This window comes from Bradyrhizobium sp. WU425, assembly GCF_021052305.1.
GTDB lineage: Bacteria > Pseudomonadota > Alphaproteobacteria > Rhizobiales > Xanthobacteraceae > Bradyrhizobium > Bradyrhizobium canariense_D.
Genome location: NZ_CP088089.1, coordinates 4,016,729 through 4,036,613, shown reverse-complemented (window position 1 = coordinate 4,036,613; position 19,885 = coordinate 4,016,729). Strand labels below are relative to the sequence as shown.

Genomic DNA, 19,885 nt, shown 5'->3' with positions numbered 1-19,885 from the left:
ACTCGAACATCGCGCCGAAGGTCAGCTCCGCCAGGGAGTGTTGCGGATGCGCGTGCATGCGTTCGGCTTGTGAAATGTGGGGTCGTGATCTTCGATGTAATCGAAATTGACAGTCCCGAACGTGGTCTGCGGCTTCTTCAAGGCCGAGCAGGTTTGTACCTGAAGGAATTCGTTCTTGAAATCACCGCGCGGAAATGCGGTGGTCACCTGGTCGCGCTGCTCTGGCGAGTACTCGTCATAGCCAATCCCCACGACGTCGACCAACACACCCGCATTCGTGAGAGCGATTTCCGGCCGCATGTATTGTGGAATTCCGGGCGTCGTATGTAACGCGATCGCCTCCCAAACCAGATCGGCTTTTGGCTCGTCGATGCCGTGCCCCCTCAGAAATTCGCGGGCGGCATCGGCGCCATCAAGTTCAAATCGCTTGGTCTGTGTATGGTAATGGTCGACAAGCCCGAGATCATGGAACAGCGCCGCGATGTAGAGCAGCTCGGAATCGAATTCCAGATTTTGCCGATGTCCCTTGATCGCGCCGAACACAAAGACGCGGACCGAGTGGTTGAACAACATGTCGTTTTCGTACTGGCGCACCAGCTCGGCGGCCTCCCGTGCGATCTTGCTGTCGGGAATCTTCACGCCGGAAATTGCGATGGTCATTTCAAGCTCCTGCCTTGAATCGCCGATATCTCAGGACATGCCGTCGCAGTCGATGGCATGTGTTTACCCTCTTGCCGTCCGGCACCGGGGTCAGGCTGCCATCTCTTTCGCGGCCTGTGGCGTATTTCGGAAGCTGATTGCCATGCGATTGTACGCATTCATCAGGCCGATCGCGATGGTGAGATCGACGAGCTCGCGCTCCTCGAAGACGGCGCGGGCAGCCTCGTAAGCTTGATCCGGGATGCCGGTGTCGGCCACACGGGTCACCGTTTCAGCCCATGCGAGGGCGGCACGCTCCCGCTCGTCGAAGAGATGACCGCCTTCCGCCCAGGCCTGCACCAGCGCGATCTTTTCGATCTTCTGTCCGCTCTTCAGCAGATCGCGCGTGTGCATGTCGAGGCAGTAGGCGCAATTGTTGATCTGCGAAATGCGCAGATAAACCAGAGTGACGAGCGTTGCAGGAAGATTGCTCTGCATGACATAGCCGTAAACGCCGCCGAGCGCTTTCATGCCTGCGGGTGCAATGCGGTCGTAGTCGAGACGCTTAGCCATTTTCATACTCCATGATCGGTTCTGTTCGGCGGCTGTCGCCATGTACTTCCGCCATGTACTTCCCTGCCCGATAAATGGCCCCGCCCTGGTCTACAAAAAAGCACCAAGAATGGACGAAAATCGTGTACCACGGGGGCATGGTCAAACCGCTGCAGCTGGAGCTCGATCGATCTGCGAAGACGCCATTGGCGGAACAAATCCGCAGAGGTATCGGAGCTGCCATCGAGAGCGGCGTGCTGGCTCCGGGAGCTCGTCTGCCCTCATGGCAGGATTTGGCGGCTCAGCTGGGCGTGGCGCGCGGCACCGTGCGATCGGCCTACGAAAAACTTTCCTCTGCGCAACTGATCGTCGCGTCGCGCGCGACCGGAACGCGTGTTGCGGATCGACCCGCCTTTACCCCTCGGCAGGAAGCCGCTCCCCACCCCGGCTCGTTCATGGAGATGTACCAGGAGCTCACTGCGGGACCGGCCGTTTTCCAAATGGGTGTGCCCGCTCACGAGACCTTTCCCGCCAAGCTCTTCTCGAGGATGCGCACGCGGGCGGTGCGCGCGGAAACCAGCGCACCGGCCATTTATCGGGATCCCCGCGGCGAGCTGGAATTGAGGCGCGACATTGCGGCATATCTCGCGCTGGCGCGGGGGATCGAATGTGCACCGTCGCAGATCATCATCACCGGCGGCTTCAGCAGCGGCCTCGGACTGGCACTGCGGGTTCTCGGCCTCGAGCAGAAGAAGGTCTGGATGGAGGACCCGGGCTTCCCCTTCACAAGACACGGCCTTGAGCTTGCAAGGTTGTCGATCAGGCCGATCCCGGTTGATGTAGACGGCATTGACGTCCGTTACGGCCTGAAACACGCTCCTGATGCTGCGTTGGTGGTCGTGACGCCAGGACAGCAGGCACCGCTTGGCTCCACCTTGTCGCTGGCAAGACGTTCATGTCTTCTCGACTGGGCAGCCCAGGAAGGGGTGTGGGTGATCGAGGACGACTATCTGAGCGAGCTTCAGCTGAGAGGGCGGGCCACACCGGCGCTCGCCTCTCTCGATCGTTTCGGGCGCGTGATTCACATCGGGTCGTTCAGCAAGACCCTGACTCCTGCCTTGCGGCTGGGCTTCCTCGTTGCACCCGCCTCTCTGGCATCCCGTTTTGCCGAGGTAGCGGCATGCCTCGCTCCGGCGCCCGGGCCCTCCGTACAGCTCGCAACCGCCGAATTCATCCGCGACGGCCACTATCTGCGGCATCTTCGACGCACGAAGCGGGCCTATGCCGCGCAAGGCGATGCGCTGCTGAAATATTTGAAGGCACGCGCCAAGGACGTTGCGAAGGACGTTGCGATCGCCGGATTGGCCGCGGTCCTGAGACTGCCGGACGGAACCTCCGACGTCGCGATCGCGAGGGAAGCAGCATCGTTTGGGTTGGCGCCCACGCCCCTGTCGCTATGGCATGCGTCCGCGGCCTCGGCGCGATCCGGCCTGTTGCTGGGCGTCGCCACATCTCCCCACAAGAGGATCGAGGCGTCCTGCGATCGGCTCCTTCAGATCATCGACCGTCATACGTGACGAGCTTCGACCCCATGTTTCCGCAATCTACACCGGCGTGTAGATCACGAGCTTCAGCGCCGGATCGTCATTGGCCTGAAAGCTCGTGTGCTCGAACCGGAGCACGCCCTTGGTCGGATGGTTCATGATCTTGAGGCCCGCGGCAGTGCTGCGGATCTCGTGCGCCTCCCACCATTTGACGAATTCCGGACTGCCCTGGCGCAGCCGCGTCAGCAATTCCGTAAAGGCGGGATCGCCGGCCCAGACGTCGTGAGTGGCGCGAAACATCGCGACCATGCTCTTGGCGATGTCAGCCCAGCCGGCACCGTAGAATTTTCGCGTCTGCTTGTTCGTCATGACCAGCAGCAGCGTGTTGCGGTCCTGCTCGGGCAATTGTCCGAACCCGAAGATCTCCTCGGCCGCCGCGTTCCAGGCCAGCACGTCCCAGCGCCGCCCCGTGACATAGGCCGGCTGCGCCAGGCTCTCGATCATCCGCCGAACGGGGGGCGGCACGATCTCGCGCGTGAACGCGCGCCTATCGCCGTCGCGCGCAAGTGCCTTGAGATGGGCGTGCTCGGTCTTGCTGAGGCGCAACGCTCGCGCCAGCGCATCCACGGTGGTGACCGAGGGGCTGACGGTGCGGCCCTGCTCGAGGCGGATGTACCAGTCGACGCCGATGCCGGCGAGCTGCGCCACCTCTTCGCGGCGCAGGCCCGCCGTGCGACGCCGCCGGCCCGCGGGAAGCCCGACCGTCTTCGGCGACAGCTTTTCGCGGCGGGACCTGAGGAAGTCGCCGAATTCGACGCGGCGTGGGTCGGCCATGGTGACGTGCCTCGATGGAGGGCTTGGGGAATACTAGGATAATACCAGGCCTTCCTGGGCCTGGAAAGGCGGCGCATATGGGCTTCAACCCACTTTGAGGTGAGATCATGAAAGCTGCCGTATTGAAATCATTTGGATCGCCCCTTGCGATTGAGGAAGCCGCGGACCCTGTGCTCGGCACGGGCGAGATCATCGTGGACGTCATCGCAACGCGGGTGCTGTCCTACATGAACGAGGTCTTCAGCGGGGCACGCAACTATGCCCTCGACCTGCCGATCATCCCGGGGCCAGGCGGCATCGGCCGGGTGCGCGCCATCGGCCCGGACGCAACCAAGCTCAGCGTTGGCGACTGGGTGTTCTGCGACCCGACGGTGCGCTCGCGCGACGACGCCGCAGCGCCCGACATTGCCCTGCAAGGACTCACTGCCCCCGGTGCCGGCGCCATGCGCCTGCAACAGCATTTTCGCCATGGCTCGTTCGCCGAGCAGATGCGGGTGCCGACGGAGAACGTCAAACGGCTTGGCACGATCGCGTCGGAGGACGCCACGCGATGGTGCGCGCTGGGGACGCTGCTGGTGCCCTATGGCGGCTTTCTCGCCGCCAGCCTTCAGCCCGGCGAGACCGTGCTGGTGAGCGGGGCCACCGGCAATTTCGGAAGCGCAGCCGTCTCGGTCGCGCTCGCGATGGGCGCGGCCTGCGTGGTCGCGCCCGGCCGCAACGACAAGATCTTGGCCGACCTCGTCCGCCGTTTCGGCGATCGCGTGAAGCCGGTCAAACTCTCCGGCAACGAGGATGACGACCGCGAGAGCATGAAGCGTGCGGCGCCCGGGCCGATCGACTGCGTGCTCGACATCATGCCGCCCTCGGTGAGCACGAATGTGGTGCGCGCGGCGATCATGACGGTGCGCCCCAATGGCCGCGTCGTGCTGATGGGTGGCGTCGGCATGGCCGGCGGCGCCGGCCTCGAGCTGCCCTACCCCTGGATCATGCGCAACTGCATCGGCATCCACGGCGTCTGGATGTATCCGCCGGATGCGGCAAGCCGCCTGATCGCGCTGGTGCGCGCGGGACTGCTGAGGCTGGAGGAGTACGAGGCCACGGCCTTCGACCTCGACCACGCCAATGAGGCGGTAGCCCATGCCGCAGCCAATGGCGGGCCGTTCAAATTGACGGTGATCCGGCCTTGAACGTCCCGGGAGCACCATTTTTTTCGTCAGTGCGCCCAAGCACTTGGCTACTGTGCATGGGGTTGTTTTCGCGGTTTTTACTCGAGCTCAACCACCTGGCCGTTCGACAGCGACACGCGGCGGTCCATCCGGCCGGCGAGCTCCATGTTGTGGGTCGCGATCAGCATCGAGACCTTGGTCGCCTTGACGAGCTGCATCAGGGCCTGGAAGACGTGGTCCGCGGTGTGCGGATCGAGATTGCCGGTCGGCTCGTCCGCAAACAGCACCCGCGGAGCATTGGCCACCGCGCGCGCGATTGCAACGCGCTGCTGCTCGCCGCCCGACAGCTCGGACGGACGGTGCGTGATGCGCTCGCCGAGGCCGAGATAGCCAAGGATCTCCTTGGCGCGCTTGACGCTCTCGGATTTCTTGAGGCCGCGGATCATCTGCGGCAGCATGACGTTCTCCAGCGCCGAGAACTCCGGCAACAGCCGGTGGGACTGGTAGACAAAGCCGATGTCGGTGCGGCGAAGCTGGGTGCGCTCGATGTCGGGCAGTTGCGAGGTCGGCGCGCCATTGACGTAGACCTCGCCGGAATCAGGCGCTTCCAACAGACCCGCGATGTGCAGCAGCGTCGACTTGCCCGAGCCTGACGGCGCCACCAGCGCGACGGACTGCCCCGCCCACAGCGCGAGCTTGGCGCCGTCGAGGATCGTCAGCGGCACCTCGCCCTGCAAGTACTGCCGCTTTATCTCGTGGAGATAAATGACCGGTACATCTTCCGCCCCCTGCTGCTCCATCAGCCCCTCACTCGTACCGCAGCGCTTCGACGGGATCGAGGCGCGCGGCGCGCCAGGACGGATACAGCGTCGCCAGGAACGACAGCGTCAGCGCCATGATGACGACGGCCGAGGTCTCGCCGATGTCGATCTCGGCGGGCAGCTTCGACAGGAAATATAGCTCTGGCGAAAACAGTTCGGTGCTGGTCAGCCAGGAAAGGAATTGCCTGATCGATTCGATGTTCAGGCAGATCACCAGCCCGACGATGAAGCCGACCATCGTACCGACCACGCCGATCGAGGCGCCCGTGATCAGGAAGATGCGCATGATCGAGCCTTGCGAGGCCCCCATGGTCCGCAGGATCGCGATGTCGCTGCCCTTGTCCTTCACCAGCATGATCAGGCCGGAAACGATGTTGAGCGCGGCGACCAGCACGATCATGGTGAGGATCAGGAACATCACGTTGCGCTCGACCTGGAGCGCGTTGAAGAAGGTCGAGTTGCGCTGCCGCCAGTCCACCAGAAACACCGGCCGGCCCGCCGCCTCCGTCACGGCTTGGCGGAACGCGACGATCTGATCCGGATTGGTGGTGAAGACCTCGATCGAGGTGACGTCGTTGCTGCGGTTGAAATAGGCCTGCGCCTCCGCGAGCGGCATGAACACAAAGCCGAGATCATACTCGGACATGCCGATCTCGAACACCGCGGCGATCTTGTACGGCTTGATGCGCGGTGTCGTGCCCATTGGCGTGACTGCGCCCTTTGGCGCGACCAGCGTGATGCTGTCGCCGGCGTGCAGCGACAGCTGGTCAGCGAGGCGCCGGCCGATCGCGACCCCTTGCCCGTCATCAAAACCCTCGAGCGAGCCCTGCTTGATGTTCTTGGCGATCGAGGTGAGGTTGTTGAGGTCGTCGGAGCGGATGCCGCGCACCAGGACGCCGGAGGCGTTCCACGGCGATGACGCCAGCGCCTGGCCATCCACCACGGGCGCTGCGAGCCGAATGCCCTGGACCTGACTGAGGCGGTCGGCGACGTCCTTCCAGTCGGTCAGCGGCGATTCCAGCGGCTGGACCAGGATGTGGCCGTTGAGCCCGAGTATCTTGTCGAGCAACTCCTTGCGGAAGCCGTTCATGACGGCCATGACGATAATCAGTGTCGCCACGCCCAGCATGATGCCGAGGAAGGAGAACCCGGCGATGACCGAGATGAATCCCTCCTTGCGGCGCGCCCGTAGGTAGCGCCCCGACAGCATCCACTCGAATGGTGCAAAAGGCGCGGTTTGAACAGTTTCGGTCATGGTCTCATCCATCGCTCGATAGTCCCATGATTCGGGGTCAAATGTGGCCGGATTGGCGGCCGCGATCTCGGGCGATGAACAATATTCAGCCGACCAGCCTTATCAGCCCACAAGTCTTGCGACCGCGTCCGCAGGCGACATGATCTCGCGGGCGCCGTCACTTCGCCGCTTGAGCTCGACCTTGCCGTCGGCGAGCCCTTTCGGCCCGATCATGATCTGCCACGGAACGCCGATCAGGTCGGCGGCGGCGAATTTGGCTCCGGCGCGCTGGTCGGTGTCGTCGTAGAGCACGTCGACGCACTTGGCGGACAGCTCCGCATAGAGCTTCTCGCAGGCCGCATCGACCGCGGCATCGCCCTGCTTGAGGTTGAGAATCGACACGCGGAACGGGGCAACGGCCTCCGGCCATTTGATGCCGGCATCGTCATGGCAGGCCTCGATAATGGCGCCGAGCAGGCGCGAGACGCCGACGCCGTAGGAGCCGCCGTGGATCGGCACGTCGACACCGTCGGGGCCTGCCACCAGCGCCTTCATCGCCTCGGAATACTTCGTGCCGAAATAGAAGATCTGCCCGACCTCGATACCGCGGGTGTTCACCCGCTTGTCCGCGGGCACTTCCTGCTCGAAGCGCGCGGCGTCGTGAACGTCTTCCGTCGCTGCATAGACCGACGTCCATTGCTTGATGATCGGCGTCAAATCGCTCTCATAGTCGACGTCCTCGCCCGGCACCGGCAGGTCCAGCACGTCGCGATTGATGAACACGCCGGATTCGCCGGTCTCGGCCAGCACAATGAACTCATGACTGAGATCGCCGCCGATCGGGCCGGTCTCGGCGCGCATCGGGATCGCCTTCAGCCCCATCCGCGCGAAGGTGCGCAAATACGCGACGAACATCTTGTTGTAGGCGACGCGCGCCGCGGCCTCGTTGAGGTCGAATGAATAGGCGTCCTTCATCAGGAACTCGCGGCCGCGCATCACGCCGAAGCGCGGACGCTGCTCGTCGCGGAATTTCCATTGAATATGATAGAGATTCAGCGGCAGGCTCTTGTAGGACTTCACATAGGCGCGGAAGATCTCGGTGATCATTTCCTCGTTGGTCGGGCCATACAGCAGCTCACGCTTGTGCCGGTCGGCGATGCGCAGCATCTCGGGGCCATAGGCATCGTAGCGGCCGCTCTCGCGCCAGAGGTCGGCAAGCTGCAGCGTCGGCATCAACAGTTCCAGCGCGCCAGAGCGGTCCTGCTCCTCGCGCACGATCTGCTCGATCTTCTTGAGCACGCGGAAGCCGAGCGGCAGCCAGGCATAGATGCCGGCGGCCTCCTGCCGGATCATGCCGGCACGCAGCATCAGCCGATGCGAGACGATCTCCGCCTCTTTCGGATTTTCCTTCAGAATGGGCAGAAAGAACCGCGACAACCGCATGGCAATACTCGAGGAATCAGTGATGACTTGCAGTGAAACCGGATTGGGAGCCAAAACACAAGACCGGGAATGAGGAAAACCCGCTAACACAGCGGAATTCCTGTCATTTTTCCGTCGACTTCAGATTCGACGTGATGTGCCGAAGAGCCCGATTCAGGGCGCCGCCACCTCAAGCTCGTCCTCCAGCGTGATCTTCTCGAAATCGCTCACCAGCGCGTCGATCCGCACATGCCAGCGGCCCGCAAAGGGCAGCTCGACCTTGCGCACGTGCCAGTAGCTGTCCGGCCCGAGCGAGGCGTTCCGCTCCATCGGCTCGATGCCGCGTTCGGGCAGGCTCAGCGTCAGCGTCACCTCCTTGGCCTCCAGCACCGCCCCCTCGCCAGTCATGAGCTGCAGGACGAAATCGTCGATACCCGCCTTACCCGGCGAGACCAGGATCTGAAACATCGCCCTCTCCGTATGGATGTGGATCGCCAGCGGGGTCTCCGGAACGATCGTCCGCGGCGGCGGCGTGAAGCGCCAGCCGGCGACCACGGCGAAGATGCCGAGCGCGATGGCGCATTCGATCACGATCGAGCGCTTCAGGGCCGGCGCAGCCTTGTGATCTCCCGCCAGCGCCGGGGTCAGGCGGAAGCGGTTGAGCGCGGCAAGCGCCAACAGCACGAGGACCAGCGCGAGCTTGATCGAGAGGATGAGCCCGTAGCGGGTCTCGACCAATGCAGACGGATTCTCAAGCTGGACGATGGCGAGCGCGAGGCCGGTCAATGCGAGAACACCAACGACCGGCGCGGCGAGGCGAGAAAAGCGGTTCACGATAGGCAATGCCACGGCGGGCCGCTTCGATAACAGGGCGACCAGCGGTGCGAGGGCTCCAATCCAGAAGGCAACACCAAGACCATGGAGAAAGATCGCCGGCCGGGTCAACAGTTCGGGCGGTGCCGTAGCGGCGTGCCCGGTCATTGCCAGCGACAAGCCGACGCCGACGAAGGCAATAATGGCCAGAGCGCGCGCGCACCACGCGCTGCCTAGCGCCAGCAATGCGAACAGCATTGCAGCGACGGCCACGAGCAAGGCGGGGCCCGCGCTGGTCCCGAATGCCACTTTCCAGGGAGCCATCGTCGCGAGAGCCGACAACGGTAGCCCGAGGAGATCCAGCCCCAACACACCAAGGGACGCCACCGCGCTCGGGGCGCCGATGGCAAGCGCCACGCACGGAATGGTTATGCCGGTCATCGACCACGCAACCCAGCGTGCAAAGAAAACGCCGCCGACGCCGACGAACAGGCCAAGATAGAGACCGACCCGCGCCAGCCAGATCAGCACGTTCAATCCGCGATCGGCGTTTGCGGGAGGTTGCGTCCCCGTCGGCATGCCGATAGAGAAGATCACCGATCCCGTGACGGGATGGCCGTCCTGCGAGATCACGCGATAGCTGACGACCGCCGTGCCCTTCGGCATGTTCATCGGCATCGCGACCGAGATGGTCTCGCCCGATGCGTTGACGCGCACATCATCCCGCGCCCTGCCCGCGCCGTCGATCAGCCGGATCGCGCCCGGCGTGACCGCCTCGTTGAAGTGCAGCTCCACGGCCTTCGGCGCGCTCGCGAGCATGCTGCCGCTCGCCGGCTCGACCGCGACGAGCGCCGCGTGCGCCGAGGCGCCGGTCGCTAAACCGACAAAGAGGAGCAGCGTCGCGAACGCGGCGAGCAGGCGCATCAGGGTTTTGGCAGGAGTTTCAGGCCAGGCGCCGGTGACTTGTCCTCGTGCGAATGCCCGGTCCCATCCGCGGGGATCTCGATCCAGCGGCTGACGCCCGTCTCGCATTCCTGGACGACGGGGAAATACAGCGTCGTATTCGGCTTCAGGCTCGTGGTGAGGAAGCTGCTGATGACGAACTCATCGTAATTGTGGTCCGGCAGCTTGCCGCCGGACCAGGCCACCTCCTTGACGCCGGAGGAAAGCTTGTTGCCGTGGTAGTCGTACTCATTGGCGTATTTGCCCTCGACGATATCGACGGTCCAGCCCGCCTTCGGCATCGGTTTCACCGCGATCACGCCTTCCGGAATCTGCACCCGGATCTTCACCGTGGGCGAGCCCTTGCAGCCGTGCGGCACGGCGAAGACGGCCTTGTAGTAGGAGCCGACCGCCGCCTGTTTGGTCTCTAGCGTGATATGCGCCGCCGCGGGCGACGCTGCGAGCGCGGCGATCAAACTCGCAAGGATTCGATGCATTGTCATGGAAGGCTTGATCTGTTTCATCACATCTTCATTCCCGAATGATCCGGCATTTTCTTCATCATGTGTCCGCTATCGCCGGGCGCCTGCGCGCCGACGCCCTGGACATCGAGGGAGACGACGACCTTGCCGGCCTTCTCGAACTGAAGCGTCACGGGGACCTTGTCGCCCTGCTTGAAGGGGCCCTTCAGCTCCTGGAGCATCAGGTGGTAGCCGCCGGGGGCGAACTTCACCGTCTTGCCGGGATCGATCACCAGGCCCTTGTCGAGCAGGCGCATCTTCATCACGCCGTTCTCCATCGCCATCTCGTGAACCTCGGCCTTCCCCGCGATATCCGCGGAAACGCTGACCAGCTTGTCGGCCACTGTGCCCTTGTTCTCGATGGTGAGATAGCCGCCGGCGACCTTGGCGCCGCCCGGCGTCGCCCGGCTCCACGGTTGCGAGATGACAAGATCGCCCGCCTTGACGTCGTCGGCCCGTGCGACGGCATAGCCGGTCAGCAATAGCGAAATTGCAAGCAGAGCTCGTCCGATAGTCTTCATGTTGATTGCCTCTTTCTCGATTGATCCGGCCACGGATGGCCCTGCATTCTTCCACGACGACCTTCCGCCACCGTCAGCATCGGCATTCGAATGCCGGCCTGCCGCGGGCCGAATATAGACCCAAGCGCCCATTTGCACGTCACCATCGATACCTCATTCCAGCGTACACTGCCCGTCCCGTGCCCGGCTCAAACAATGCTGACGTCGCCGTCGCTCGATCGATGATGCTCGCGCTGGCTGTGTAGGTCTTGTTGGTGAGATTACGCCCCTCGATGTAGGCAGACATCGGGCCGCCATTGTCGAAGCCGGCTTTCAATCCCAACAGGGCGTAAGGCTCTGTCGTCAGCGTGTTCATGCTGTCGACGAAGTAGGCCTGTGGCACCCATTCTACGTTGGGTCCAACATAGAAACCGGTAGGGTGCTTGTAGAGAAGCTCCGTGCGCAAATAGTGAGTTGGGGCTCCCGGCAATCGATTGTTTCCGAAGATCGGATCTTTGTCGAAGCGGAAGTCGTTGAAGGAATAGGCGACATTTAGCCAGATCTTGTCCGGCGCCGGGCCATTGACGAAGATGTCACGAAAGATGGCTGCGCCCGCGCCGGCCTCGACGCCCTGATGGATGGTGCGGTCGGCATTGGTCACATTGCAATTGCCGAAAGCACTATAGAGGCATTGCAATTCGTCGCGAATGTTGGCCCGGTAGGCAGTCAGTTCCCAGGCATAATCAGATCGCTTCATGCGAGTCCCGATTTCGTACGTGGTCGCAATCTGCGGGCGGATGCTGGTGAACGGGATCGTCGGAATGCCGAGACCGATCGCGCTTTCGCCGAAGCTCGGCACCTCGGCACTCCGCGAGACATTGGCGAAGGCCTGCCAAGCCGGATCGATTTGCCACAACAGACCGCTTTTCGGCGACCAGAGATTAAAGCGCGTTGCCCCCGATTGATCCCCGTCGCTGATGAAGCGATCCTGCCGATTGCGGGTCGCGTAGAGAAATTGCGTGCCGCCGATCAGCGCAAGATTTGGAAGGACGTAGAAGCTGTCCTCGACATAGGCGGAAATATTCTCCGACCGATCGATCGAGGAAGAAAGCAGTGCGCCCTTCTGCCCGCCAATGTTGGCGAACTGCTGGTTGTCAATGCTGCCGTTCAGCACATTGACGCCTGCGACCAACTTGTTGCGGAAGCCGCCAATGGTGCGGTCATCCGTGATCTTCGCGAATCCGCCGTAGTCCTTGTAACGGTAGTCCAGCCACTGGAAGATCGGATGCATCAAATGGCGATCGACGCCAAAGGCGCCGAATTCGACTTTGGTATCATCGAAACGAACGGTGGTTTTGTTGGCGAGCCTGACAGTATCGATATTGCGCTGCTGATCCATCGCAACATTCGCGGGTGCAGCAGCTTCCGGATCGGTCAAAGCGGACGTCTTGGTCACGGTACCCGGAATTCGCTGCCGCACCTCGTTGGCATTGAGGTAGAACCGTGTCTCGACATCCGCGGAGAACTGATAGCCCACATTACCGCTCAAACGGTTGCTCGAGCCGAAGCTCTGATCGCGAAATCCGTCTGCGGCCTGCGCGGAAGCGGTCACGAAACCATCCCACCGCCCGTTGACGCCTCCCGCGTTCGCCTGAAGTCGTTTGTAGCCGAATCCTCCGACATCGAAGGATACACCGTTCGGAAACGAGTCGCGGCCAGTCGGGGTCACAAAGTTGATCGCGCCCCCCAGCGAATTGGCGCCAAACTGAAGCGCATTGCCGCCCTTGAAGACTTCGACATATTTGTAGGCGCTCGGATCAATCTCCTGGAAATCGCCATAGCCATCCGCGGTGTTGATCGGAATGCCGTCCATATAGAGCTGCACGCCGCGCAGATGAAAATTGCGCGACAGGCCGGATCCGCGAATCGAAAGACGGGTGTCGTCGCCCCATTTGGGCTGGGCGTACACGCCGGGCACGTAATCCAGAACATCCTTGATCGTGTTGGACGGCGTCGAGTTCCTGTACGCCTCGGCCGACACGAGCGCCACGCCGCCCGGAGTCTGGTCAATTTCCGCCAGCGCTTGTTGAGCAGTCAGAACCGTCAGGGCACCCGGAGCCCCTGCACTCTGGTCGCTCACGGTTTCCTGCGGTGATGGGGTCGTTCGCAGGCTTCGGGTGATGCGGGCCGATCGCGCAGAATTGCGTGGCGGTCGGACCGCCGGCGTACGCTTCTGGTGAGGCGCCTCAACCGTGATCGGCGGCAGCACTGCGCTGCTGTCTTGGGCAAAGGCTCCGCTCGACGACGCAAGCAGCGCGGCCTGAATGGCAACGACGCTCACGCCAAGGCGGGCATGACAACGTAACATGGGGCATTCCTGACGCCGGGCTTTCTCTCCGGCCATTCGACAGCATCAATCGCCTGCGGCGGACCGCGGCGATCACGAGAGTCGTCAGGAAAATTGAGGCGGGGCGCGCGCCTGGGCGTTTGTACCCTTATGGGCCGCGCCGGCGAATGCCTCCGCCGCGTGCCACACCACGCGCTGGGCGTGGCGCAAGGGAACGGAGAGTGCGGCGTGCGGCGGCGAATCGGGCGACGCGCCCACCTGCGCCAGGCAACAGAGGGCACACGTACCGGCATGTGCGACCGGCGTACCCGCCGGATCGTTCAGCCCGCCTTGCTCGCCTGCGCTGTGGCAGATGACGGCGGCGGACAGCGGATCGGCCACGGCCTGGCCGGCCGCCAGACAGGCGGCAATCGGCGCCAGCACCTGCATCACTAGGGCAAGCAGGACCAGAGGTAGGAATTTTTGCAGCCGTGCGCGCATCCGCCGAACCGTTTGTTCGTCTACTAACTAAACACCGGCGGATGGCCAAGTCGAGCCCGGTTCCGCCGCCTTCTTGGTCCCGCGCAAATTCCCCGGAACTGTGGTCCGGCCGGCCCAAGGGAGGGGACCTCCGGGATTTGAGGCAGTCGAGACCTGGCCCATCCACAGATTTCTTATATTTGTCATACACTTATGCGGCCGGCCGCCCGATCATTTCGTCAATTGCTCGAATTTTGAACATTCGTTGCCGAAAATGATGACAAGTGAGAAAAGTTGATCTAGCATCCTTTTGCTCAGGCTGGCCGCGAGGTCGAAGTCTGGTGGTCCAAGTCTCGGGAGGAGCCCCTGACGCGCAAAATGCAGCGTCGCCCCGCCAATCAAGATCAAATCTTAGAATCGGGGATAATAGGGTCGACACAATTTTCGAGCGGGGCTAGGGCCCCGCTCTTTTTTTGTCTGCGGGGCTAAAGCACCGATGAATCCTTCTCCCAATCCGATCGAACAGAGCTTTGAACTTGCAGCCTCGCGCTGCATCGATCTCACGCCACTCGTCTATCAGCGGCTGTTCGAGCAGCATCCCGAAACCCGGGCGATGTTCCGCACGCTAGGCAGCGAGATCGTGATGGGATCGATGCTCGCACTCACGATCGAGGCGATTCTCGACTTCGCCGGTGATCGCCGCGGGCAATTCCGGCTGATCACATGCGAGGTCGTATCGCACGATGGCTACGGCACGCCGCGCGAGCTGTTCATCGCCTTCTTCGCCGTCATCAGGGATACGCTGCGCGATCTTCTCCGCGATGAATGGTCGCCGGGCATGGCGCAGGCATGGGACCGATTGCTCATCGAGATCGACGCGTTCGCCGCCGTACAGGCCTGACGCTTTGCGCTGCACCAACACGAGCTCGCGGCGACCCCGCCGTTGATTGCGGATTGAGTGGCACCAACTCTTGTGAGACACTTTCGAACATCGGTCGCGCAATCAATGACGCGCCGAGATAGAATTGTATGGGAGCGAGCGATGTCCGGGACGAAAGATTTCTCGACGACGAGGCGCGATCTTCTTCAGGCGGCAGCAACCGCCGGCGCCGCGACTGCCATCCTCGGCAGCATGGGCATAAACCCCGCCCTTGCAGCCGAAGTCGGACGAAGCGAGAAGCCGCTGAAGGCGGCGTTCTCCAACGCGGGCCTCCAGGCGACCTGGTGCGCGCAGGGCAAGCAGGCCGCGGAATTCTGGGGCAAGCTGTTCAATGTCGAGGTCACCTGGTTCGACGGCCAGCTCGATGCCGTGAAGCAGCGCGCGGCGATCGACAACATGGCCTCGCAGAAATGGGACTTCGTCGCGATCCAGGCTTTTGGCATCGGCACGCTCACCCAGCCGGTGCAGAAGATGATCGACGCCGGCACGCCCGTGATCGACATGGACACGCTGATTGCGCCGCTCGACCAGATCAACGTCCACTCCTTCCTCGCCCCCGATAACGAGTTCATGGGCGCCTCGGTGACGCAGGCGCTGTGCAACGCCATGGGCGGCAAGGGCAAGATCATCATGACGCAAGGAGCCCTCGGCCACACCGGCGCGCAGGGCCGCGCCAAGGGCTTCAACAACGTCGTGAAGCAATTCCCTGGGATCGAGGTGCTCGACACCCAGCCGGCCGACTGGGATGTGTCGAAGACCGCGCGTCTCTGGGAAACCTACCTGACGAAGTATCCGCAGATCGACGCGGCGTTCTTCCACAATGACGACATGGCGCTCGCCGCCGCCAACATCATGAAGGCGCGGGGCCGCACCAACATCCTGATCGGCGGTGTGGATGCGATGCCGCCGGCGATCCAGGCCGTCAGCGAAGGCCGCATGTTCGCCACCGTGCGCAATCCGTCCTGCCGCATTCATGGCGGCGCCATCATTGCGGGCGTCTCCGCCGTGGTCGGGGGCGAAAAGAGCGGACAGGGCATCCCGAAGAACGTCGTCACCGACGGTCCGGTCGTGACCAAGGCCAACGCCGCCGGCATGCAGTGGATGCAGGATCACTTCCTGATCTGAGCCTCCATGCGAGAGGATCGTTCGCCCATTCTGGAACTGCAGGGCATCACGAAGAGCTTCGGCGGCGTCGAGGCGCTTCGTGGTGTCGACTTCGCGCTCTCACCCGGCGAGATCCATGGTCTCGTTGGCGAGAACGGCGCGGGAAAAAGCACGCTGATGAAGATCATCGCCGGCGTGCACACCGAATTCTCGGGTCGCTTCCTGATCGACGGACAGGAGACGCATTTCCGCTCGGCCCGCGACGCTCACAGCGCCGGCATCGCCATGGTGCACCAGGAGCTGTCGGTCGCGCCCGACCTCACGGTTGCGGAGAACGTGTTTCTGGGCAACCAGCCGACCAACCGGCTCGGCCTCGTGCAATGGCGGCGGATGGCGCGGGAGGCCGGCGAGCAGCTCGCCCGCTTCGGCATCGACGTCGATCCGATGAGCAGGCTCGGCGACCTCCCGATTGGGCTGCAGCAGCTGATCGAGATCGCGCGCGTGCTGTTCTCCGGCGCGCGCATCGTCATCCTGGACGAGCCGACGTCCGCCCTCTCTCCGCCCGAGGTCGAGCGATTGTTCGCGACCCTGCGGCGCCTGCGCGAGGAAGGCACGGCGATCGTCTTCATCTCGCATTTCATCGAGGACATCTTGCGCGTGTCCGACACGGTCACCGTGTTCCGCAACGGGCGGAAGGTCGCGGAGACGGCAAGTGCCGCGACCAACAAGGGCGCGCTGATCGAGGCCATGATCGGCCGCGGCGGCGAAGCGCTCGAGCACAGCTACAGCGACGATTTGATGCTGCCCCAACCGAGCGACAGCTCGGTTGTCCTAAGGGTCGACCAGCTGTCGCTGGCCCGCAGCCTGAAGGACATCTCCTTCGAGGCGCGCGCCGGCGAAGTGCTCGGCATCTACGGCTTCATGGGCTGCGGCCAGCAGGAGCTGTCGCGCATCTTGTTCGGCAAGCTGAAGCCGGACGGCGGCACGCTCGCTGTCGAGGGCAAGCCCAAGACCTTCGCGAGCACGGCGGCGGCGCGGCGCGCCGGGGTGGCGCTGGTGCCGGAGAGCCGGCGCGCGATGCTGTTTCACCAGGAGCCGGTTTACAAGAACATCTCGATCAGCATCCTCGATCGCATCTCGGCGTTGCTGCTCAAGCCGGCGCAGGAGCGCGACATCGCAAAGCGCCAGGTCGAGCAGCTCCAGATCAGGCCGCCCGTGGTCGGCCTCGATCTCGGCATGCTCTCCGGCGGCAACCAACAGAAAGTCGCGCTGGCGAAATGGCTGACCTATCCGCCAAAACTGCTGGTGCTCTGCGAGCCCACTCGCGGCATGGATGTCGGCGCCAAGAACGACGTCATCAACATCGTCCGTGATCTCCGCGCCAGGGGGCTCGCGATCATCGTGCTGTCGACCGAGCCGGAAACGGTGCTGTCGCTGGCCGACCGCATCCTGGTGCTCAAGCGCGGCGCATTGGTGCGCGAATTCAAGAACGAGCCGGTCAGCAAGGACCGCCTGCTGGAAGCGGCGTGACGGAGAAGCACCATGGCAAGCAGTGACACGGCTTTGGCGGCGGGGCAGCGGACGCGAGGGCTTGCGCCCTTCCTGCGCTCGCAGATGCGCAACATCGCCCCGTTCCTGACGCTGATCTTCCTGTCCGGCTTCTTCGCGCTGGCCAGTCCGTCGTTCGCGACGCTGGACAATCTCGGCAACATCCTGACGCAGGTCTCCGTCACAGGCATCATCGCCGTCGGCCTCACCTTCGTGATCCTCTGCGCGGAGATCGACCTCTCGATCGCCAGCATCGCCAACGTCACGGGCATCGCGGTCGCCTACTTCACGCTCCAGGAATCCTACGTCAACATTCCCAACATTCCCCTGCCCGGGGCCGCAGCGATCCTGCTGGCCATTTTGCTGTGCGCGTTTCTCGGCCTCGTCAATGCGCTGGGACTGACCGTGATCGGCATCCCCTCCTTCATCATGACCCTGGCGATGATGCAGATCGCGGCCGGCATCTCGGCGCTGCTGGTGCGGGGCCAGATCGCCTACAAGGTGCCCGGCGTGATCACCACGCTCGGCTCCGGATCGATCGGCGGCATCCCATGGATCGTCATCGTCGCCGCGATCATGCTCCTCTTGGGACATCTGGTGCTGACCTACACGCGCTTCGGCCGCTACGTCTACATGGTCGGCGGCAACCGCGAGGCGGCCGAATATTCCGGCCTTAACGTCAAGCTCATCCTCGGCGCGGTGATGGTCATTTCGGCGGTGTGCTCCGGGATCGGCGGCATGCTCGGTGTCGCTCATTTCGGCAGCGCGCAGCAGAACGAGTTCGACACCTATCTGCTCGACTCCATCGCTGCCGTCGTCGTCGGCGGCACCAGCCTGTTCGGCGGCCGCGGCGGCATCGGCAACACCATCGTCGGTCTCTTCGTTCTCGGTGTTCTCAACAACGGCCTCGACCACGTCAACATCGACAGCTTCCTGAAAATCCTGATCCGCGGCCTGATCCTGCTGGCAGCGCTGGTGATCAATGTTTATGCGCAGCGGCTGAGGGAGAAAGCGGTGGAATAGCCGCCCCTCAAAACAAAAAGCGCGAAAACAACCCCATGCACAGTAGAGACTGTGAGGGAATTCAACGACTTACAAAAACCCGAAATTGTGTAGCTGCGACCGTGGCGGCATTTGACTCGTCGGGCAAAACAGGAGCAGGATGTCATCGTGGCAGCGGGCGCGGATGGGCTCAGGGTCGCTCCCCAAACTCCGTCATTGCGAGCGCAGCGAAGCAATCTAGGCTGCCGCCGCGGAAAGATTCTGGATTGCTTCGCTGCGCTCGCAATGACGACGTGACAGCAGGGGCAATCCAGCCTCACCTCGATCGCGGAGCATGAGAACGCGGCTTAGCTCTCCGCTTTCTCATCCGGCGCAAGCCGCGAGAACCGGAAATTGCAGTGGCTCGCACCGCCCGCTAACGTCTGTGTCCTTTCCAGCCGGATGCCTCGCGCTGCGTAGGCAACGAAATCGAGCCCGCAGATGTTCGGCAAAATGTCCTTGTCGCCATGGCGCGCCGCGAGTTTGCAGAAGCCGCAAGCCTTGTAGTTGATGCCGAACTCAAAACTGTCACCCGTATCAGGCTCGACGAAATCGTAGACGAAATCTTCCGGAAATTCGGTCTGATGGCTTTCAGTCGCGCTTCTTGCCGCCTGCTCGCGCAGCAAGGCCTGGTTCTCCGGCGACATGAATTGACGCCCTGAGGCGAGACGCTCCGCTTCAGGCGCGGTGAGCAATTGCGCCTTGTAGGTTTCCCGCTCGATCTCGCCGATCACAGGCACCGGCACGCCGTGGCGCCGCAGCACCCGGCTGATGGCCATAAAACCCATCAGACGCATGAAGAAATCGCTCATGCGGCTTGCCGCGCCGCCGACATAGGGCATTTGGGTGAGCACGATTTCGAACTCGTCCATCACCTCGCGCCTGATCTCGTCGATCTCGGAAAGTTGCGCGCACTCACGCAACATCGCTTCGGCCAAATCGAGCCGATCGCGCATGGCGGCCTCCATTGCACCGCGATGCGCTTCGTAAAACGGATGGATGATCTCAGCCATGGGACACCCGATATGATTGGCTCATTGCAAAGTCGGCTGGTTCACTCCGCGGCGATCGCCTCGATCTCCAGCAGCCATTTGCTGTCGACGGTCTCGACGATCACGACCGTCAGCGCAGGCTGGTGTTCGCCCAGCATCGCGCGACGAATGGAGCGGTTGGTCACGAGTTGATTGCGGTCAGTCAGGAACGTGGTGACCTTGACCAGATGCGCGATGCCAAGGCCGGCGGCAGCAAGCACCTCGATCAAATTGCGCCAGGCCTGCTCGCACTGCGCCTCGAAACCTTCGGGCACGGTGCCGTCGAGTCTCTCCGGCACCTGGCCGCTGATGAACAATAGGCGGCGATACTGCGTCAATTCAAGTCCCATGCAGTAGCCGCCGGCAGGCGCATGGACTGTTGCGGGATTGTGGCTGACGAGGTGAGCTGGGGGCACGAGGTTTCTCC

The 19,885-nt window shown here is 63.0% G+C and carries 19 protein-coding genes; 6 read left to right on the top strand and 13 right to left on the bottom strand.

The window, feature by feature from the left end; translation table 11 throughout:
* Positions 1 to 21: 21 nt before the first annotated feature.
* Together BcanWU425_RS19630 and BcanWU425_RS19625 are read right to left on the bottom strand one after the other, a co-directional pair.
* Complete coding sequence (locus BcanWU425_RS19630; protein WP_204511328.1) at positions 22 to 660, bottom strand: HD domain-containing protein; 639 nt, start codon at positions 658 to 660, stop codon at positions 22 to 24.
* A 90-nt stretch (positions 661 to 750) separates the two neighbouring features.
* Positions 751 to 1,212 carry a carboxymuconolactone decarboxylase family protein gene (locus BcanWU425_RS19625; RefSeq protein ID WP_085353296.1) on the bottom strand — a complete coding sequence of 154 codons (462 nt, stop codon included), beginning with the start codon at positions 1,210 to 1,212 and terminating at the stop codon, positions 751 to 753.
* 137 nt (positions 1,213 to 1,349) lie between these two features.
* Here BcanWU425_RS19625 and pdxR point away from each other — a divergent pair, with 137 nt between their 5' ends.
* On the top strand, positions 1,350 to 2,768 hold the full coding sequence (gene pdxR, locus BcanWU425_RS19620) for a MocR-like pyridoxine biosynthesis transcription factor PdxR (protein WP_204511330.1): 1,419 nt from the start codon (positions 1,350 to 1,352) through the stop codon (positions 2,766 to 2,768).
* A gap of 27 nt (positions 2,769 to 2,795) precedes the next feature.
* Here the strand turns inward: pdxR and BcanWU425_RS19615 are convergent, their stop codons facing one another.
* Positions 2,796 to 3,569, bottom strand: coding sequence for a helix-turn-helix transcriptional regulator (locus BcanWU425_RS19615; protein WP_018455054.1), 774 nt, complete (start codon positions 3,567 to 3,569; stop codon positions 2,796 to 2,798).
* A 107-nt stretch (positions 3,570 to 3,676) separates the two neighbouring features.
* Here BcanWU425_RS19615 and BcanWU425_RS19610 point away from each other — a divergent pair, with 107 nt between their 5' ends.
* Entirely contained in the window at positions 3,677 to 4,756 is a 1,080-nt protein-coding gene (locus BcanWU425_RS19610) for a zinc-binding dehydrogenase (protein ID WP_204511331.1), read from the top strand.
* A gap of 77 nt (positions 4,757 to 4,833) precedes the next feature.
* Here the strand turns inward: BcanWU425_RS19610 and BcanWU425_RS19605 are convergent, their stop codons facing one another.
* The 8 genes from BcanWU425_RS19605 to BcanWU425_RS19570 all read right to left on the bottom strand — a co-directional run bounded on the left by BcanWU425_RS19605 (position 4,834) and on the right by BcanWU425_RS19570 (position 13,815).
* A complete protein-coding gene (locus BcanWU425_RS19605) occupies positions 4,834 to 5,535 on the bottom strand; it encodes an ABC transporter ATP-binding protein (RefSeq protein WP_018455056.1) in 702 nt (233 codons plus the stop codon).
* Between the two features lie 7 nt (positions 5,536 to 5,542).
* The gene (locus BcanWU425_RS19600) at positions 5,543 to 6,823 is read right to left on the bottom strand and encodes a lipoprotein-releasing ABC transporter permease subunit (RefSeq protein ID WP_018455057.1); all 1,281 of its coding nucleotides are present in this window, start codon (positions 6,821 to 6,823) and stop codon (positions 5,543 to 5,545) included.
* A 90-nt stretch (positions 6,824 to 6,913) separates the two neighbouring features.
* Positions 6,914 to 8,233, bottom strand: a complete 1,320-nt coding sequence (proS, locus tag BcanWU425_RS19595; protein WP_204511333.1) for a proline--tRNA ligase — start codon at positions 8,231 to 8,233, stop codon at positions 6,914 to 6,916.
* Between the two features lie 153 nt (positions 8,234 to 8,386).
* Positions 8,387 to 9,949 (bottom strand): copper resistance CopC/CopD family protein, encoded by a 1,563-nt coding sequence (locus tag BcanWU425_RS19590; RefSeq protein WP_204511334.1) that lies wholly within the window; start codon positions 9,947 to 9,949, stop codon positions 8,387 to 8,389.
* Positions 9,949 to 10,464 (bottom strand): YcnI family copper-binding membrane protein, encoded by a 516-nt coding sequence (locus BcanWU425_RS19585; RefSeq protein ID WP_231190891.1) that lies wholly within the window; start codon positions 10,462 to 10,464, stop codon positions 9,949 to 9,951. Before BcanWU425_RS19585 ends, BcanWU425_RS19590 begins: the two co-directional genes overlap by 1 nt.
* Before the next feature lie 26 nt (positions 10,465 to 10,490).
* Entirely contained in the window at positions 10,491 to 11,009 is a 519-nt protein-coding gene (locus BcanWU425_RS19580; RefSeq protein WP_204511337.1) for a copper chaperone PCu(A)C, read from the bottom strand.
* Positions 11,010 to 11,148: 139 nt separating this feature from the next.
* Positions 11,149 to 13,356 carry a TonB-dependent receptor family protein gene (locus tag BcanWU425_RS19575; protein ID WP_204511339.1) on the bottom strand — a complete coding sequence of 736 codons (2,208 nt, stop codon included), beginning with the start codon at positions 13,354 to 13,356 and terminating at the stop codon, positions 11,149 to 11,151.
* 84 nt (positions 13,357 to 13,440) lie between these two features.
* The gene (locus BcanWU425_RS19570) at positions 13,441 to 13,815 is read right to left on the bottom strand and encodes a DUF2946 family protein (RefSeq protein WP_085394838.1); all 375 of its coding nucleotides are present in this window, start codon (positions 13,813 to 13,815) and stop codon (positions 13,441 to 13,443) included.
* 475 nt (positions 13,816 to 14,290) lie between these two features.
* Here BcanWU425_RS19570 and BcanWU425_RS19565 point away from each other — a divergent pair, with 475 nt between their 5' ends.
* The 4 genes from BcanWU425_RS19565 to BcanWU425_RS19550 all read left to right on the top strand — a co-directional run bounded on the left by BcanWU425_RS19565 (position 14,291) and on the right by BcanWU425_RS19550 (position 18,409).
* Positions 14,291 to 14,695: a globin gene (locus tag BcanWU425_RS19565; protein ID WP_085353314.1), complete on the top strand. Its 405-nt coding sequence runs from the start codon at positions 14,291 to 14,293 to the stop codon at positions 14,693 to 14,695.
* A 141-nt stretch (positions 14,696 to 14,836) separates the two neighbouring features.
* Positions 14,837 to 15,859: a sugar ABC transporter substrate-binding protein gene (locus BcanWU425_RS19560; protein WP_007610940.1), complete on the top strand. Its 1,023-nt coding sequence runs from the start codon at positions 14,837 to 14,839 to the stop codon at positions 15,857 to 15,859.
* A gap of 6 nt (positions 15,860 to 15,865) precedes the next feature.
* Positions 15,866 to 17,368 carry a sugar ABC transporter ATP-binding protein gene (locus tag BcanWU425_RS19555; RefSeq protein WP_231188447.1) on the top strand — a complete coding sequence of 501 codons (1,503 nt, stop codon included), beginning with the start codon at positions 15,866 to 15,868 and terminating at the stop codon, positions 17,366 to 17,368.
* Positions 17,369 to 17,380: 12 nt separating this feature from the next.
* The gene (locus BcanWU425_RS19550) at positions 17,381 to 18,409 is read left to right on the top strand and encodes an ABC transporter permease (protein WP_085353317.1); all 1,029 of its coding nucleotides are present in this window, start codon (positions 17,381 to 17,383) and stop codon (positions 18,407 to 18,409) included.
* A gap of 326 nt (positions 18,410 to 18,735) precedes the next feature.
* On the opposite strand, the gene BcanWU425_RS19545 is transcribed toward BcanWU425_RS19550, so the two are convergent.
* Both BcanWU425_RS19545 and BcanWU425_RS19540 read right to left on the bottom strand, forming a co-directional pair.
* Positions 18,736 to 19,440, bottom strand: coding sequence for an L-2-amino-thiazoline-4-carboxylic acid hydrolase (locus tag BcanWU425_RS19545; RefSeq protein ID WP_204511342.1), 705 nt, complete (start codon positions 19,438 to 19,440; stop codon positions 18,736 to 18,738).
* Positions 19,441 to 19,481: 41 nt separating this feature from the next.
* Positions 19,482 to 19,874 carry a RidA family protein gene (locus BcanWU425_RS19540; protein ID WP_026232871.1) on the bottom strand — a complete coding sequence of 131 codons (393 nt, stop codon included), beginning with the start codon at positions 19,872 to 19,874 and terminating at the stop codon, positions 19,482 to 19,484.
* Positions 19,875 to 19,885: the final 11 nt, after the last annotated feature.

Bases quoted from the DNA above. Each gene is read 5' to 3' on its own strand.
- BcanWU425_RS19630 (WP_204511328.1), bottom strand. From the start codon at position 660: ATGACCATCGCAATTTCCGGCGTGAAGATTCCCGACAGCAAGATCGCA.
- BcanWU425_RS19625 (WP_085353296.1), bottom strand. From the start codon at position 1,212: ATGGCTAAGCGTCTCGACTACGACCGCATTGCACCCGCAGGCATGAAA.
- pdxR (WP_204511330.1), top strand. From the start codon at position 1,350: ATGGTCAAACCGCTGCAGCTGGAGCTCGATCGATCTGCGAAGACGCCA.
- BcanWU425_RS19615 (WP_018455054.1), bottom strand. From the start codon at position 3,569: ATGGCCGACCCACGCCGCGTCGAATTCGGCGACTTCCTCAGGTCCCGC.
- BcanWU425_RS19610 (WP_204511331.1), top strand. From the start codon at position 3,677: ATGAAAGCTGCCGTATTGAAATCATTTGGATCGCCCCTTGCGATTGAG.
- BcanWU425_RS19605 (WP_018455056.1), bottom strand. From the start codon at position 5,535: ATGGAGCAGCAGGGGGCGGAAGATGTACCGGTCATTTATCTCCACGAG.
- BcanWU425_RS19600 (WP_018455057.1), bottom strand. From the start codon at position 6,823: ATGGATGAGACCATGACCGAAACTGTTCAAACCGCGCCTTTTGCACCA.
- proS (WP_204511333.1), bottom strand. From the start codon at position 8,233: ATGCGGTTGTCGCGGTTCTTTCTGCCCATTCTGAAGGAAAATCCGAAA.
- BcanWU425_RS19590 (WP_204511334.1), bottom strand. From the start codon at position 9,949: ATGCGCCTGCTCGCCGCGTTCGCGACGCTGCTCCTCTTTGTCGGTTTA.
- BcanWU425_RS19585 (WP_231190891.1), bottom strand. From the start codon at position 10,464: ATGCATCGAATCCTTGCGAGTTTGATCGCCGCGCTCGCAGCGTCGCCC.
- BcanWU425_RS19580 (WP_204511337.1), bottom strand. From the start codon at position 11,009: ATGAAGACTATCGGACGAGCTCTGCTTGCAATTTCGCTATTGCTGACC.
- BcanWU425_RS19575 (WP_204511339.1), bottom strand. From the start codon at position 13,356: ATGTTACGTTGTCATGCCCGCCTTGGCGTGAGCGTCGTTGCCATTCAG.
- BcanWU425_RS19570 (WP_085394838.1), bottom strand. From the start codon at position 13,815: ATGCGCGCACGGCTGCAAAAATTCCTACCTCTGGTCCTGCTTGCCCTA.
- BcanWU425_RS19565 (WP_085353314.1), top strand. From the start codon at position 14,291: ATGAATCCTTCTCCCAATCCGATCGAACAGAGCTTTGAACTTGCAGCC.
- BcanWU425_RS19560 (WP_007610940.1), top strand. From the start codon at position 14,837: ATGTCCGGGACGAAAGATTTCTCGACGACGAGGCGCGATCTTCTTCAG.
- BcanWU425_RS19555 (WP_231188447.1), top strand. From the start codon at position 15,866: ATGCGAGAGGATCGTTCGCCCATTCTGGAACTGCAGGGCATCACGAAG.
- BcanWU425_RS19550 (WP_085353317.1), top strand. From the start codon at position 17,381: ATGGCAAGCAGTGACACGGCTTTGGCGGCGGGGCAGCGGACGCGAGGG.
- BcanWU425_RS19545 (WP_204511342.1), bottom strand. From the start codon at position 19,440: ATGGCTGAGATCATCCATCCGTTTTACGAAGCGCATCGCGGTGCAATG.